This window comes from Bacillus cereus group sp. BfR-BA-01524, assembly GCF_022662595.1.
Classification (GTDB): Bacteria; Bacillota; Bacilli; order Bacillales; family Bacillaceae_G; genus Bacillus_A; species Bacillus_A thuringiensis_S.
This window is the reverse complement of record NZ_JAKUDW010000020.1, coordinates 61,779-76,153: the sequence shown is the minus strand read 5'-3', so window position 1 is coordinate 76,153 and position 14,375 is coordinate 61,779. Positions and strand designations below refer to the sequence as shown.

Below are 14,375 nucleotides of genomic sequence, written 5' to 3'. Positions count from 1 at the left end.
TTGCAGGAACGGATATTACGAAAATGAAGCAAGGTGAACTTTCTGATTTCCGTTCACAAAAGTTAGGGTTCATTTTCCAAGACTTTAATTTATTAGAGAACTTATCTATTTATGAGAACATTGCACTTCCACTTTCACTTCAAGGTGTTTCATCTCGTAATATTGGAAAGAAAGTAGAAAAGGTAGCTGATATGTTAGGCATTACAGCGATACTTCAAAAGTATCCTTCTGAAGTATCTGGTGGACAAAAGCAACGTTCCGCAGCAGCACGTGCGTTAGTTCATGAACCAGCAATTATTTTGGGAGACGAGCCGACTGGAGCTCTAGATTCTAAAAATGCAACGAGCTTACTTGATGCCATGACAAGCTTAAATAAAGAGCAAGGTGTATCCATTATGATGGTTACGCATGATCCTTACAGCGCAAGTTACTGTCAACGTATTTTATTCATTCAAGATGGTGAGTTATATAAAGAAATTCATCGCGGTAGTACCCGTGAAGAATTCTATAAAGAAATTTTAGATGTGCTTGCAAACTTAGGCACACAAAAAGCGTAAGGAAGGAAGTTCAATCATGTTATTTAAGCTCTCTATGTCAGGCCTAAAAAGTAAGTTGCAAGATTACATTGTTTTACTTGTTGGTCTTATTGTCTCTATTTCAACTTTTTATATGTTTCAAACGCTAGCATCCAATAAAACGTTCCTTGAATCTAACTCTTCTATTAGGGATATTGTGGCTGTCTTTAAAATTGGTTCCGTTTTGTTAGCGATTATCACATTTTTCTATATTTTATATGCAAACTCTTTCTTATCAGCTCTTCGTCAAAAAGAATTTGGTATGTATATGATGTTAGGAGCAAAAAAGCATAAAGTTACATTACTTATGTTTATCGAAACAATCATATTAGGTGCCACCTCTCTTTTGATTGGAATTACAATTGGTGTAGGACTTGCAGAAGGTATCGGTCAGCTATTAATGAAACAACTCGAGTTTGCTGGTGAAGGTTATAAAGCATTTTATTTGCCATCTATAGCTATTACTTGCATCTTCTTCTTTGCACTCTTTGTATTATCTGCAATTATGAATAGTATTAAATTATCTCGTATCTCTGTACTGCAACTTGTACATGCTGATGAACAAACAGAACGTGTTGCCATTAAAGGAAAAATGACAGTTGTAGTTGCATTCCTTGGTATTCTTTTATTGGGTATTGGTTATGCATCACTTATTTATATATCATATGCAAATTCGCTAATTGTTTTGGGATTAATGGCCGTTGGATTAATCTCAGCAACCGTTGGTACTTACCTTATATTCGGATCACTTCTCCCAGTTATGATTAACAAGCTAAAGAGTAATAAAAAACGTAGTGAAAAAGGCCTCAATGCTTTTACTTTTGCACAATTAAATTTCCGCATTAATGGTCTAACAAATGTGCTTGCAACAGTAGCAATCTTAGTGGCTCTTGGTGCTGGTGGAATTGCTTGTGGTATGGCATTTAAAAACAACATCCTAAAAATGACAGAGCAAAGAGAAATTTACGATTCAGTCATTCATAATCCAACAGCGGAAGAAAAGACAATTTTGGGTGGTATCTTATTTCAAGAAAAACTAGAATATCATTACAAAGTGGATGATAAGTATGTTTATTATCTTAAAGAAGATGTAGAGAAAAATCGCCCTTTCATACAAGGTATGAAAATAGAGAAAGTTTCAGAGGAATTACCCATTGGTGCATTTTCAATAAAACGGGCTGAAGGAGAGACAGACACAAAACAATGGATTCAGGCTTTCAGAACAATCCAGCCCAATTATTTATATCCTGATTATGAAATGAAAATTGTAGATTATAACATATACAATGGATTGAAGGGTAAAGAAAGTATTGTGTTTATGGGGAAAACAGATGATTTTGGATCATACATAAAAGAATGGAAAAAACTTGATGAATTACAAATAGCAAAATATAAAAATGTGAAAGCGGAAGAATTGGATAGTAAGTATCAAGCATATATTATGGGTCATGATTTTGCCAGCGGACTAATGTTTATGGGTTTCTTCGTTGGAATTGCATTTTTAGCAATGATGGCAAGCTGCTTAATGTTTAAAGTTCTGTCGGGAGCATCAAAAGATGTAACACGTTATCAAATGCTTCATAAAATTGGTGTTCGCCGAGAGTTATTAACAAAATCAATTTATAAAGAGTTATTCTTAATATTCTTATTCCCAGCAATTGTAGGGATTACTCATATATTAGTTGGTATGAACATGTTTAGCCCTCTTGTAATCGATCCGTACTCTCGCATTTGGTTACCACTTGTTATTTTTGTAGTAATTTACTCGATGTATTACTGGATTACTGTTCAATTATTTAAAGGAATTGTACTCCCTAAAAAAGATTAATGTAATGATGTTGTTTATCCCGCATTAACGGGCAGCACGATTGGTGAGGGCTGATAATCAGTGGGGATGAACAAACCCCACTGATTAAAGTTTCACTTTATCTTTTACTGTACCTTGTAACTACATTTTACCTTGCTGTAAAGAAACAAAAAACATTTTTTTATTCAATAATTCCAATTTCTAGAGCCTTTTGCACAGCTTCTTCTTTGTTGCGGACTCCTAGCTTTGTATAAGCTGTGGAAGCATAATTTCTGACCGTACCATTCGATAAATATAACCTTGATGCTATGGTAGTGTATCGAAGTCCCTTGGCTACTAGTTGCAATATTTCTATCTCCCTAGCTGTTAGCTCATAAGCGGTTGCTTTTGATTGTGGTGTCTCTTTTTGCTCATCAAATTTCTCAAATATTTTGTGAGACATTCCCTGATCAATCAGTGTCCCACCTTTGTGAATAAGTCGGATCGTATTAGCTAGCTCCAATGTTTCAATAGATTTGAGTAAAAAACCATCCGCACCGTTGCGAAGCGATTCCAACGCCTGTTCGGTATCCTGAAAAGTGGTAAAAATCAATATGCGGATATGTGGCCATTGTTGCTTAATCTTTTTGGTTGCTTCGACTCCATCCATGTGCTGCATATCTAAATCCATAAGTATAACATGGGGTTGAAGGCGCCCACACAAATCGATGGCTTCATTGCCATCCTCGGCCAAACCGATTACATTTAAATCTTCATATCTATCGAGTAGTGTCCTCAAACTTTCCCGAACAAATGGCTGGTCGTCTACAATTAACAAACGAATAAGTCCATCTTTTATTTCAGTTTGTCGCGGTATGGTACATGTAACAAGCATTCCTTCATCTGGCTTTGTATATACAGACAATTGACCTTGCAAATTCATTGCCCGCTCTTTCATCGCATTCATACCGAAGCCTTCTTGCCATTCTACATTTCCTTTTCCATTATCTTGAACTTCTAATCTCGTATATTGTTGTTCAAACTGCAATGTAACTATAATTTCAGTCCCTTGACCATGACGTACTGCATTTGTAAGAGATTCTTGTAAGCAGCGAATGAACGCGATTTTCGCTTGCCGAGATAATTCATATTCCTCTCCGTATGCCCGAAAACTTACATTTACCTGAGCGTGCTCCTGAAATTCGGCTCCAAGATTTTGTAGAGATTGAATTAAGGAAGGCGATTGACACGGAGAATCCATTTGATGTAGGTAACCTCTCACGTCCTCGATGCTTTTACGTCCCATTTCAAGCAGAGAATCTAGCCTTTGTATACCCGTTTCAGTAGCAAGTTCGGTACGCAACGTTTCCATTCCCATAATAATAGAAGTATAGGCGTGACCAACAGTATCATGAAGCTCACTCGACAGTCTGTTTCGTTCCTCTGCCAGTGTAATGCGTTCAATCTGAGACATATATTGCTCAAGTACCGCGTTTTGTTTACGAATCGCTTCATTTTGCTTATGATTGACGATTAATAAATGAAAAGCGAAGCCCATTACATACGCGAATCCATAATAGGTGACCATAACCCAATAGCTATTACTTGGCGCAACTGCATAGAAAATTCCAGTTGTTATAAAAACTGTTATTGGAGCTGTCCAATAATAGGACAAATGCTTACTATTCGCAGCAATTAGAAACACTGATATAAGAAATGTGTTGTAAGCTCCTGGAAATAATGAGGTTAAATATATACATAGTCCACCATACAGCAGTATTTCTGTGAACAAATAATATTTATAATTGAATAGTAAGGCTACCCATGGAATTGAGAAGGCAATAATTTCCCAAAGAATAATAATCCAAAGTGGTAATGTTAAACCATCCTGAAAATTTAATGTAGCTAGAATGATAGATACACTAGTAAGTAGACGTATCCCTAACATAATCCAATCATACCAAAACCAATACTTAACCATATCTAACAAGTCATTTACCCCCTAAATAGCCTACCTTTTTACTTCATATATTATAATTTAATCCTTCATACCTTATTATACTTTTTAATTTAAACCTGCGATACTACTCACAGACTGCAAACTGCTATTGATTTAGTTGCCGAATCATACTACGTGTATAGCCTCCAATTTTCTTTGTCAAACCTTCTACTATTCTAATACTTATGGCGGTAAATACTATACCCATAAACATTACAAAGAGTGACTTGGCAAAAGTATCTATCTGTATGAATATAATGTTCATCTCGATGTATCGATACAGTAGTGGTGCCAACAAGAACATAAGTGGCATTACGTAAAAAATGATTGCACTAATGAGACTGAAAATGCCAATCACAAATTTCTGCATTAACCAATAGATAGCACACCAAGTGCGACGATCTGTAAGCACTAATTTCACCTGAGCCCAGTTCGATGTATCCATTGTTATACTTCTATCGTAAGAGTCTGTTGAAATATCTGTATAAATTTTCGTCTGTATGCGCTCGAATTGGATAAAGGGTGTGGTAGTCTGTAGTACACGCATAATTAATGGAATTCCAACAACAGTAAATGAAAGGGTTAAACTAAATAGCAGAGCTATTAGATAAAAATAAAAATAAAACAATCCTGTAACGAAAGTTAGCAATAAAAAATAACCATTCTGGATGAATCTTGATTTCATAAAGTTCATCGCTCCTATCTATGTAATAACCGCATCATACTGCTTTTTTTGTCATTCTCACTAGTGTAAAAGTGTCATATGACAGTTCTAAATGATGTTAAAAAGGGGAGAGCAGCTTACTTCTGGTTAAAAAAGATGCTTTTATTAATCCACCACAAAACAATCCCGTTCTTACATCTGCAAGAACGGGATTGTTTTGTACTTTTATTTAATATGAGATGGACTTGTTTTTCGAATATGAAAAATAATATCAAATTGCTCAAGCAATGAAGTATCAAAGTACACCGAACTGTTCGGGAGGATTTGTCCCCCTATACTTAGTAATGGTCTTTTTGCTTTAACCCATTTTTCTGCTTGTCCTTTAAGGTGACGGTTATCCAATAAAAACATTTTATATGGCACTTTTCCGAGAGTATAATTGAAACTTTTTACATCTTGTGGAATAGTGTCGGTTGTAATCTTACCTCCAGTGGAAGGATCATATTCGCTGTATAAGGTAAAATTCCCCTCCGTAGTTGTACTACCAATTGTGACATAATTATTGTCTAAACGTTCCTTCAAAAATTGCCCCGCAACATAAGGGTATAATTTCTCATCGATAATTCCTTTAGCTATATGAATATTGTGTGCCCATACCATCGTTTTACCACCAAATGTCTCTTGTGCCCACATCGCATGATCGGCCAAGTATTGCTCATGTAGCTTTATCATACTTGGATAGTCGTTAGGAAGTAGCATTGTGGTAAATTTCTCTATTGCACTTGCCGTTGCTTTCGCCCAGATGTACTCGGATGGAATTATTTCTATGTTGGCTTGCTCATTCTCATCTTTTAGTAATCGGGCTACTCTCTCAGCGTTTGCTTTAAACTTCTCTTTCCTTTCAGGAGCAAGTTTCATATATTCCTGTATACTTCCAGTAAAAGAAGACAATTCTTTATAATTTTCTTCTACTTCTGCCAGCAAATCTGGTCGATGCACTCTTACATAATCAATTACTTTATTAAAGCTATCTTGGTCCAACGTTTTTAAGTCGAGCCCAATAAATTGGATCTTTTTTTTATTGGATGGATCAGCATTATAATCTTTCATCCACTCAATCATGGCTATAATTTCATCAGTAGGATATAACAATTTTAAAAATTCCCTAGGGTTTCCTTTTCCTGTTTGGATATATTCATTTAGTTTTAAGCCGTTTCCCCAATCTTCTTCCATTGCAAAATTCGTAAAACCCATCTCAGTAACCAAATATTTCACAAGGCGAAACTTCATAGTAAAAATTTCAGAGCTTCCATGAGTATTCTCTCCTAATCCTACATATTGCGCGCTCCCAATCATTTTCTTAAGTGGTCTTAGATCTTCAAATGGTTTTGACGGCTCTATCGTTTTTAATGGGTTAGCCTGTGATTGTATGGATTTAACTATATTTTTTTGGACTGATTGACCTGAATTTTCGACTGCTACTGTTTGAGCGTTTCCTACTTCCACACATCCTGTGACTAATAAAGCTGTACTAACCATTGCAATCATTCTTTTCTTATTCATTTTTGCCCACCTCAATTGAATTATTTTCAAAAGCAAGATTGATTCATGTACTTGCACGAATCAATTGCCTTAATTCAATTGTTATTTATTCCATATCATATTTTCTAGTTACATATTGTCATAAGATTAATTGACACAAGTCATAGGTTAATCATTACACTTTTGTACTATCGGCTATGACAGTTTATAAATAATAATTAAATTGTTGAATCGCAAGTAAGACTAGATTATGAATTTGGGAGGGATTTTAAAGATGAATGATCTGTATGTCAAAATATTTTTATTCTAAGTTGTAGCTGTTGAAATGACAGGAAGTAAATTTGATAAACAAATGAATAAAAGGGGAAGGGCGGATTACAATGTTATTACACGGAGAAGCATTCCACAATAAAGATAAAATCCAACGTGCTAAAATAGGACTTCAACTCTTTCTAAGTATCTTAACCATTACTTCTATTATCCTAAATGTACTAGTAATGATTACTAAAAGTATGCCACTTATTGTGGTATATATGTTTACCCCAGCATTTTCTTCTATTTTGACTCGCATAATATTGAAAGAAGGGTTTAAAGATGTATCTTTTAGTCTCGGTAACTTAAAGATATGGAAGGGGATTGGTTTTGCGCTGCTAATACCTATGATTATTTGTGGAATTACTTATTCTATCGCCTGGTTGAGCGGAATTGCGAGGTTTCAGCCCCCGCAAGGTGGTATGCTAGAACCTATTTATCATATACTTGGATTTCAGTATCTACCGATACCATTAAGTTTCATTTTTATAGTAGTATTGAGCGGAGTTTTAGGTAGCTTGCTTAACTTAATTCCAGTTATGGGAGAAGAAATGGGTTGGCGAGGTTATATGCTTACAAGACTAATCGATGCAGAGTTTTCACGCCCAATCCTTATTAGCGGATTGATTTGGGCAACGTGGCATGTTCCAATTGTTATTGCTGGTCTATATGTAGAGGGAGCATCTGCCCTACTTTCAGTACTTGGCATCTATTTTTGTATTGTGCCATTCAGTTATATTACAGCTTATTTACGACTTATCACAGGTAGCGTTTGGCCTTCGGTTATCATTCATACCACTTGGAATGCCATTATTCAAGGACCTTTCGCACGTGCAAGTACAGGAGATCAAACTGAGATTTGGATTGGAGAATCTGGTTTGATAACCGCTATTATTATCTTGGCTACTGCAATAATTACGTCTCGAATCGTAAATTTTACTAAATAGCATACGGATGTGTTTTAAATTCAATTAGTGAAATATGACGAGGTGAAATAAGATGCTCCTAAAAATATTAGAAAAAATCTAGTTGAACAGACTCTTATTTCATCTTAGGCTGCTGGATATGTGGGGGACATCAAGCTAAGAAAATAAACTTGGTTGCCATAAAAAACATAATGCTTTCATTTAAAGGCTTGGAGATGAAATTTCATCATCTTCATCACGTTAGACCTTCAGGAAATAAAAAGTTAAACGATTATACAAATACTCTAACTGAAAAAACGATAGTCCTTTTATCAAAAATGTAGAAGGACTATCGTTTATTTTTTTGACAAAATTAGGGGGTGATGTTCATAAAAATGGATAATATAATTCGTATTTTACGTAAAGAGAAAAATTTCCCCCTAGAATATTAAGCTAAATCTCTTGGTGTGACGGTTGATTTAAGTTTCACTTTATGACTTGTAAAGGGCTGTTCAATGCATCGTACTATTAAAAAATCTAAATTTAATTATTAAATTGCGATAAAATGTGGTCGGAAATAATGAAATTTTAGGAAAAATAAGGTACACTAGTCTATGATTTTAGTTGAAAATCGTTTGACGTTAATGCATACGGGGGAAAGATTGATGAACAACAATACAACAAATGAATCAGTTGAAGAAATTGATCAAAAACGAGTAAGATCAAAAAAACGTTATACAAATTGGAAGTTTATCGCAGTGGGTATTGGTGTAATTGCACTTCTTATTGGGGGAATGAGTTATTATCAGGCAACTCACTTCAATTCGAATGTTACAATTAATGACACAAAAGTTGGTGGTCTGAGCGCTGATCAGGCGATACAGAAATTAAAGACATCTGGACTAGCAAACAAAGTCTATGTTGATCAACAACAAATTTTAGATGAAAAAGATACAAAAACGGAACTTACGGAAAAAGATTTGCCTCAAGTTAAGAAACTATTAAAAAGTCAGTGGACATTTTTCCCTTCCTCAAAGGGAGAAAATTATTCATTACTACCAGAGAAGGCAGATCAGTATCGTAGTGAAACGATGAAAAAACTTGTAGAAGAAACGCTCATCTCTATGAATGAAAAATTAAAAGCGCCTCAAGATGCTATGGCGAAGTTAGAACAAGGGAAAATTGTTATTTCGAAAAGTGTTGAAGGAAAACAGTATGACGTTACTAGTCTACTGAAAGATTACGATAAGCAAAAATATAAAAGCGAAATTTATCTGAAGTCTGCATACATAAAACCTATTAAAGAAGACGATCCGATTGTCAAAAAAGAGGAGAAAGCACTACAGAATCTTCTTGGGCAGTCTGTTGAGTATAAAGTGCAGGATGAAGTTTATCCTTTAAAAGCGAAAGATTTAATTCAAAATGCCTCTATGTCAAAGGATATGAAAGTTACAATTGATGCGAGTGACATTAAGAAGAAAATTACTGAAATTAATAATGCCAAATCAACATTAAATAAAGATTTCTCATTTAAAACGCATTCCGGTTCAGTCATATCAGTAAAAGGGCAAGGCTACGGCTGGGCACTAGATGTTGAAAAAGAAACTAAACAAGTTCAACAAGCCTTTGAGAAAGGCGAAAAGTCGCTTTCTGCTTCTAATATTCACGGAAATGGTTGGGAGAAGGAAGGTATCGGTTATAAAACAACATCGAATAATGGCATCGGAGACACGTATGCGGAAGTTTCAATTGCAGAGCAACAAATTTGGATTTACAAAGATGGGAAATTAGTCGTTACAACAAATGTAGTAACGGGTAAACATAGCACGGGTGAAGATACATCACCAGGTGTTTGGTACGTTTTATACAAACGAACACCATATACGCTAAGAGGTAGCGCAGTAGGGAAAGCTGATTATGCGGTTAAAGTAGATTACTGGGTTCCATTCACAAATAGCGGTCAAGGATTCCACGATGCCGGCTGGCGAAAAGACTGGGCAAATAATGCATATTTAACAGGTGGATCAGGCGGGTGTGTGAACCTTCTTCCTAATGTTGCAAAAACTGTATATGATAGTTTGAACACGTATGATCCAGTAATTGTGTACTAAAAAATAGCTACGTATCTAGAAATAAACAAAGTAGGAAATCTTACCTGATGTTATATGAAAAAACACCTCTTGCATTCGCATACTAAGTGTGCAAATGTAATGGAGGTGTTTTTGTTTGAATACAAAAGTGTATTGCTTATAAGAAACAAAGTAGAAAGAGATTAAGAATAAGTATTCAAATAGTCAATAAAATTGACAATGAATATCATTTTCACTTAATATAGAATCGTCGCATTTAATTAGACATGAATTTTTTTTTAATATAATAGATTTCTATTAAGTTTTCACATTTAAGAACTATCATTAAATATTTTAAGAATTTAAACGTAGGAAAGGGTAATATAAAATGAACTGGAAAAAAGGCGGGTTATGGGTTATTATTTTTTTCGTTGTAAAAGGCACGATTTCTACACTTTTAATCGTTACAGGTGCTAAATATTTTGATTTATCATTTATGCAACTTATCTTATTAATTCTGACCTTATTAGTGATTTCTCTAATAAGTCGAAAGTTACTGTATAGACATAAACAAAACAAAAAGCAAAAAGAGCTAAATATATAATGAAGCCCCAGAGACCGTTGGATTTCTGGGGTTTTATTTTGATAGTTTTTTCGCATGTATATTAATTTAACAGAATATATTGTCCAAAATGATAAAACCGATGATGTTTAAAATGCGTCAGTTATTTTTACATAAGGATTGAAGAGAGCCTTCGAATCAATCTTTATTCTGAAGCGACAGACGCGCATAAATTATGCTCTTTTTTCAATTGGTAGTTTAAATGTAAAAGTACTGCCTTCTCCTAATTTACTTTCAACTGTAATTTCTCCTCCATGTAGTTCGACAATCCATTTTACCATCGACAATCCTAAACCTGTGTTTCCGATGTTTGAAGATGTTCGTGCTGCGTCAACTCGATAGAAGCGGTCCCATATTTTAGTAATATGTTGCTCGCTTATGCCGATGCCATTATCGGAGACTTTACCTATTATGTTGGTTTCATCACGGAATAGTTGCATATGCACAGTTCCGCTCGCTTTACTATAAGCAATCGCATTCGTTAGTAAATTCATTAATAAACGCATCATCAATGTTTGATCTGCTTTAATAAACAGGTCTTCCTCTATATTAGTTGTTAATTCAATCGAAGCTTCTTGAACCATTAATGAAAGTTCTTCTACAACGATTTCCGTTAATTCACTCATATTGATACATTCAAATTGGAAAGTATTATGGTTTCCTTGGTCAGCTCTTGCTAATAATAAAAGTTGTGAGATTAGAGCGGACATTTTACGTGATTGCTTTAAAATTACTTCTAACGATTCTTCCATTTCTTTCGGGTTATTCCTCTGCGATAAAGCGTATTCGCATTGTGAAATAATAACAGATGTTGGTGTTCTTAATTCATGAGATGCGTCAGATGTAAATTGTTTTTCACTTTCAAATGATGTCTCCAATCGCTCAAACATTTTGTCAAAGGTTTGTGCTAAATGATACATTTCGTCTTTCGGTGAACCTTGTAAATTAATTCTCTTCGAAAGGTCTTTACCATCACCAATTTTACTGGCGGAATCACTCATTTGTTGCACAGGTCGAAACGCCCTTTGCGTGATAAAATATCCTCCGAATGCCGCAATAAGAATAAGTAATGGGAATGAGATGATTGTTACCACGATAAGCGTATTCATCGTTGAAGATAATTGGTTCATAGTCATTATTCCACGAACCCAGACTTGCTCATCGCCGCCTGCATTATGGAGAAAATCATATACTATCCATTCTTTATTGCTGTCTTTAATGGTTTGTATTTCATCGGATTTAAGCGATATCTTTTTATTAAAGCTTGTTGGACTATGTCCTACCAACAGCTCACCTTGTTTACTATAAATGCTTATATTTACTCCATCTTCTAAGGTTTCAAAATCATCGTCAATCTTTAACTGCCCATGCTTATATTCGATATCTTCCATGCTTTCTTTTACTGTGCTCTTTAATTGATTTTTCATATTAAAAAGCAAAACTTTATCTGAAGAAGTTAAAATAAAAGCTAACACGAGTGCCATAATAATTACAATTAGCCCCGTATACCACAGGGTTACTCTCATTTTTATTGATAGTCTTTTCATGATTTTACTCGCAATACGTAACCAGTTCCTCGTACTGTATGAATTAACTTTGTTTCAAACTGGCTATCAATTTTTTTGCGAAGATAGCGGACGTAAACATCAATAATATTTGAGCCACCTTCATAGTCGTAATTCCACACATGTTGCTCAATTTTATCTCGTGTCAGCACAACTTCTTTATTACGGATCATATATTCTAAAATAGCAAATTCTTTACTGGAAAGAGTGATAACTTGGTCTCCTCGTGTTACTTTATGCATATTGCAATCTACCACTAGGTCAGCGATTTCAAACACATTAGATGTATTTCCTGTTTTTCTTCGCATTAACACTCGAATTCTTGCTAACAGTTCATCAAAAGCAAACGGCTTTACTAAATAATCATCCGCACCTAAGTCGAGTCCTGTTACACGATCATCAATTGTATCTTTAGCTGTAAGAAGCAAGACAGGAGTTGCATTATTGTCCGCGCGTAATCTTTGTAATACGCGTAAACCATCTATTCCGGGAATCATAATGTCAAGGACAATCAAATCGTAGGTAGCCATGTTTATATAATCCAGGGCATCTTCTCCATTCCCACATGCATCGACACTATAATGTTCTGCATTTAATCGTTTCACCAATATATTTTGTAAGTCTTGTTCATCTTCGACAATAAGAACTCGCATTAACATTCTCCTTTTCTTCTTATTAATATGTATCACTATAATTCCAAAACATTAAAGAAAGATTAGAAACTAGTTAATTATATCATTTTATCCCGCATTAACGGGCAGTAAGACTACTCCCTCAAAATTTGGTGAATGCGAGGGAGTTAGGTAGGGATTAACTGCCTGTAAAAGCCTTCACTTTATTTTTTTGTACATTAATCTTCCTTTAATGTTTGTTCAGTAATATAAAGGCAAGGATAAGGTGCACATGTAAAGGGAGGAAAACAGAATGGGAAAATGGATGCTGATTGGAGCAATGTCCTGTTTATTCTTAACAGCTTGTTCTACTCAACCTGATAACAATACAGAAGTACAACAACTGAAAGTGGAAAATGATAAATTACAAAAAGAAGTCGCTCAACTACAACAAGAACCAAACAAAACACAAGCTGCTACAAATGATACGAAGCAAACACAAGATTTCAAAAACGAAGTCGCATCTATTGTAGAAAAGGCAAATAAAACGAAACCAGTTGGAGCAAAAGAAGATAACTTAAATACGTACTTAGCAGCAAAAAAAGAAATTGACCAATTGGATGACAAGATAGATCTATCTGATAATCAGCTAGAAGCAGATTATCACGCTGGAACGATAACTGTTGAACAATATCAAACGCAAGAAAAAGAACACGATATACTGGAAGATCAATTAGAGCAAGCAGAAAATGCGCTTGAAGCAAGATTTGGAATAGAGGATTAATCATTAAGGAGTGGATGAAAATGTTAAAGCATAAAAAGAAAATAATTATAAGTGTAATTGCTATTTTAGTAAGTGGTATTGCTATTGTCGGTGGATATTATGGTATGGGTTACAATTATGCAAAAAAGAATGAAAACTACACAGAGAAACAAGTTCGTGAAATTTCTTTAGCTCATACAAATGGAGAAATTATTAATGTGAAAAAAGAATTCGAATTAGAAGATGATAACTTAGCACAATCAAAATTTGAATATGAAGTAGAAATCAAGACACCTGATAATTTGTTAAATATTTTAAAGGTTAGTGCTAGAACAGGTACAATAGAACTCAATAATGAAGATTAAATAAATATCGCGTATTTGAAAAAACTCCTAACAAAATTTGTTGGGAGTTTTTTCATGTTTATACTTTACTATTTTGAAAGGGGAGTGCTACATCGCTATTAAACTAACAAAACAAAATAACACCTAATATGAAAAAATACGCTGTTCTTTCTGAAGAATCCTAGGAAAGGGTAACTTGATATATCATCGCTATAAAAGTATCGTTCCAATCCAAGTGTATATTTGGACGAGTTGAATTCAAACTTGATACCCTTAGATTTACAGATTGTTCTTTTCCTCAAATCGTGCAGATTTGATTACGTATAATTACATAAAAACTTGTCATCGTAACTTTGATATCTTGCTGTTACATTCCAAAATGCGTACAACAGCGTGCCTTCAAGGTTATACTGATGCTGGAGGTGATTCAAAGTGACATAAAATCGGAAAATGAGCTTTTTAATAGCCAAGAGAGCTTTAAAGATCAAGTCTTCATTTTGAAACTAAAATCGCTTTTATATTAGGCTTCGAATTTTTATCCCGCTTTAACGGGCAGTAAGACCCCCACCTCAAAATTCAGCGGAAGCAAAGAAGTTAGGTGGGGGATCAACTGTCCGT

12 protein-coding genes are annotated in these 14,375 nt (G+C 34.7%); 7 read left to right on the top strand and 5 right to left on the bottom strand.

Annotated elements, in window-relative coordinates; genetic code table 11:
• Together MR170_RS09685 and MR170_RS09680 are read left to right on the top strand one after the other, a co-directional pair.
• The coding region (locus MR170_RS09685) for an ABC transporter ATP-binding protein (protein ID WP_242308114.1) at positions 1 to 557 on the top strand (557 nt) is incomplete at its 5' end.
• A gap of 16 nt (positions 558 to 573) precedes the next feature.
• Positions 574 to 2,403 carry an FtsX-like permease family protein gene (locus MR170_RS09680; RefSeq protein ID WP_242308112.1) on the top strand — a complete coding sequence of 610 codons (1,830 nt, stop codon included), beginning with the start codon at positions 574 to 576 and terminating at the stop codon, positions 2,401 to 2,403.
• A 160-nt stretch (positions 2,404 to 2,563) separates the two neighbouring features.
• Here MR170_RS09680 and MR170_RS09675 read toward each other — a convergent pair whose 3' ends face one another.
• The 3 genes from MR170_RS09675 to MR170_RS09665 form a co-directional block, all read right to left on the bottom strand.
• The gene (locus MR170_RS09675) at positions 2,564 to 4,351 is read right to left on the bottom strand and encodes a response regulator (RefSeq protein WP_242308109.1); all 1,788 of its coding nucleotides are present in this window, start codon (positions 4,349 to 4,351) and stop codon (positions 2,564 to 2,566) included.
• A 115-nt stretch (positions 4,352 to 4,466) separates the two neighbouring features.
• The gene (locus tag MR170_RS09670) at positions 4,467 to 5,045 is read right to left on the bottom strand and encodes a sensor domain-containing protein (protein WP_242308107.1); all 579 of its coding nucleotides are present in this window, start codon (positions 5,043 to 5,045) and stop codon (positions 4,467 to 4,469) included.
• A 204-nt stretch (positions 5,046 to 5,249) separates the two neighbouring features.
• Positions 5,250 to 6,587, bottom strand: a complete 1,338-nt coding sequence (locus MR170_RS09665; protein WP_050844207.1) for an erythromycin esterase family protein — start codon at positions 6,585 to 6,587, stop codon at positions 5,250 to 5,252.
• 359 nt (positions 6,588 to 6,946) lie between these two features.
• On the opposite strand from MR170_RS09665, the gene MR170_RS09660 reads away from it, so the two are divergent.
• The 3 genes from MR170_RS09660 (at position 6,947) to MR170_RS09650 (ending at position 10,456) form a co-directional block, all read left to right on the top strand.
• Positions 6,947 to 7,825: a CPBP family intramembrane glutamic endopeptidase gene (locus MR170_RS09660; RefSeq protein WP_098137710.1), complete on the top strand. Its 879-nt coding sequence runs from the start codon at positions 6,947 to 6,949 to the stop codon at positions 7,823 to 7,825.
• A 623-nt stretch (positions 7,826 to 8,448) separates the two neighbouring features.
• Complete coding sequence (locus MR170_RS09655; protein ID WP_242308105.1) at positions 8,449 to 9,894, top strand: L,D-transpeptidase family protein; 1,446 nt, start codon at positions 8,449 to 8,451, stop codon at positions 9,892 to 9,894.
• 346 nt (positions 9,895 to 10,240) lie between these two features.
• Complete coding sequence (locus MR170_RS09650) at positions 10,241 to 10,456, top strand: hypothetical protein (RefSeq protein WP_001104104.1); 216 nt, start codon at positions 10,241 to 10,243, stop codon at positions 10,454 to 10,456.
• Positions 10,457 to 10,647: 191 nt separating this feature from the next.
• Here MR170_RS09650 and MR170_RS09645 read toward each other — a convergent pair whose 3' ends face one another.
• On the bottom strand, positions 10,648 to 12,021 hold the full coding sequence (locus tag MR170_RS09645; RefSeq protein ID WP_242308103.1) for a sensor histidine kinase: 1,374 nt from the start codon (positions 12,019 to 12,021) through the stop codon (positions 10,648 to 10,650).
• A complete protein-coding gene (locus MR170_RS09640; RefSeq protein WP_242308101.1) occupies positions 12,018 to 12,692 on the bottom strand; it encodes a response regulator transcription factor in 675 nt (224 codons plus the stop codon). The genes MR170_RS09645 and MR170_RS09640 overlap by 4 nt, the downstream gene beginning before the upstream one ends.
• 271 nt (positions 12,693 to 12,963) lie before the next feature.
• Between MR170_RS09640 and MR170_RS09635 the strand changes: the two genes are divergently transcribed.
• Both MR170_RS09635 and MR170_RS09630 read left to right on the top strand, forming a co-directional pair.
• Positions 12,964 to 13,434 (top strand): hypothetical protein, encoded by a 471-nt coding sequence (locus MR170_RS09635; protein ID WP_242308099.1) that lies wholly within the window; start codon positions 12,964 to 12,966, stop codon positions 13,432 to 13,434.
• Between the two features lie 20 nt (positions 13,435 to 13,454).
• Positions 13,455 to 13,778, top strand: coding sequence for a PepSY domain-containing protein (locus MR170_RS09630; RefSeq protein WP_000912131.1), 324 nt, complete (start codon positions 13,455 to 13,457; stop codon positions 13,776 to 13,778).
• The last annotated feature ends 597 nt before the right edge of the window (positions 13,779 to 14,375 follow it).

Bases quoted from the DNA above. Each gene is read 5' to 3' on its own strand.
- MR170_RS09680 (WP_242308112.1), top strand. From the start codon at position 574: ATGTTATTTAAGCTCTCTATGTCAGGCCTAAAAAGTAAGTTGCAAGAT.
- MR170_RS09670 (WP_242308107.1), bottom strand. From the start codon at position 5,045: ATGAAATCAAGATTCATCCAGAATGGTTATTTTTTATTGCTAACTTTC.
- MR170_RS09665 (WP_050844207.1), bottom strand. From the start codon at position 6,587: ATGAATAAGAAAAGAATGATTGCAATGGTTAGTACAGCTTTATTAGTC.
- MR170_RS09660 (WP_098137710.1), top strand. From the start codon at position 6,947: ATGTTATTACACGGAGAAGCATTCCACAATAAAGATAAAATCCAACGT.
- MR170_RS09655 (WP_242308105.1), top strand. From the start codon at position 8,449: ATGAACAACAATACAACAAATGAATCAGTTGAAGAAATTGATCAAAAA.
- MR170_RS09650 (WP_001104104.1), top strand. From the start codon at position 10,241: ATGAACTGGAAAAAAGGCGGGTTATGGGTTATTATTTTTTTCGTTGTA.
- MR170_RS09645 (WP_242308103.1), bottom strand. From the start codon at position 12,021: ATGAAAAGACTATCAATAAAAATGAGAGTAACCCTGTGGTATACGGGG.
- MR170_RS09640 (WP_242308101.1), bottom strand. From the start codon at position 12,692: ATGCGAGTTCTTATTGTCGAAGATGAACAAGACTTACAAAATATATTG.
- MR170_RS09635 (WP_242308099.1), top strand. From the start codon at position 12,964: ATGGGAAAATGGATGCTGATTGGAGCAATGTCCTGTTTATTCTTAACA.
- MR170_RS09630 (WP_000912131.1), top strand. From the start codon at position 13,455: ATGTTAAAGCATAAAAAGAAAATAATTATAAGTGTAATTGCTATTTTA.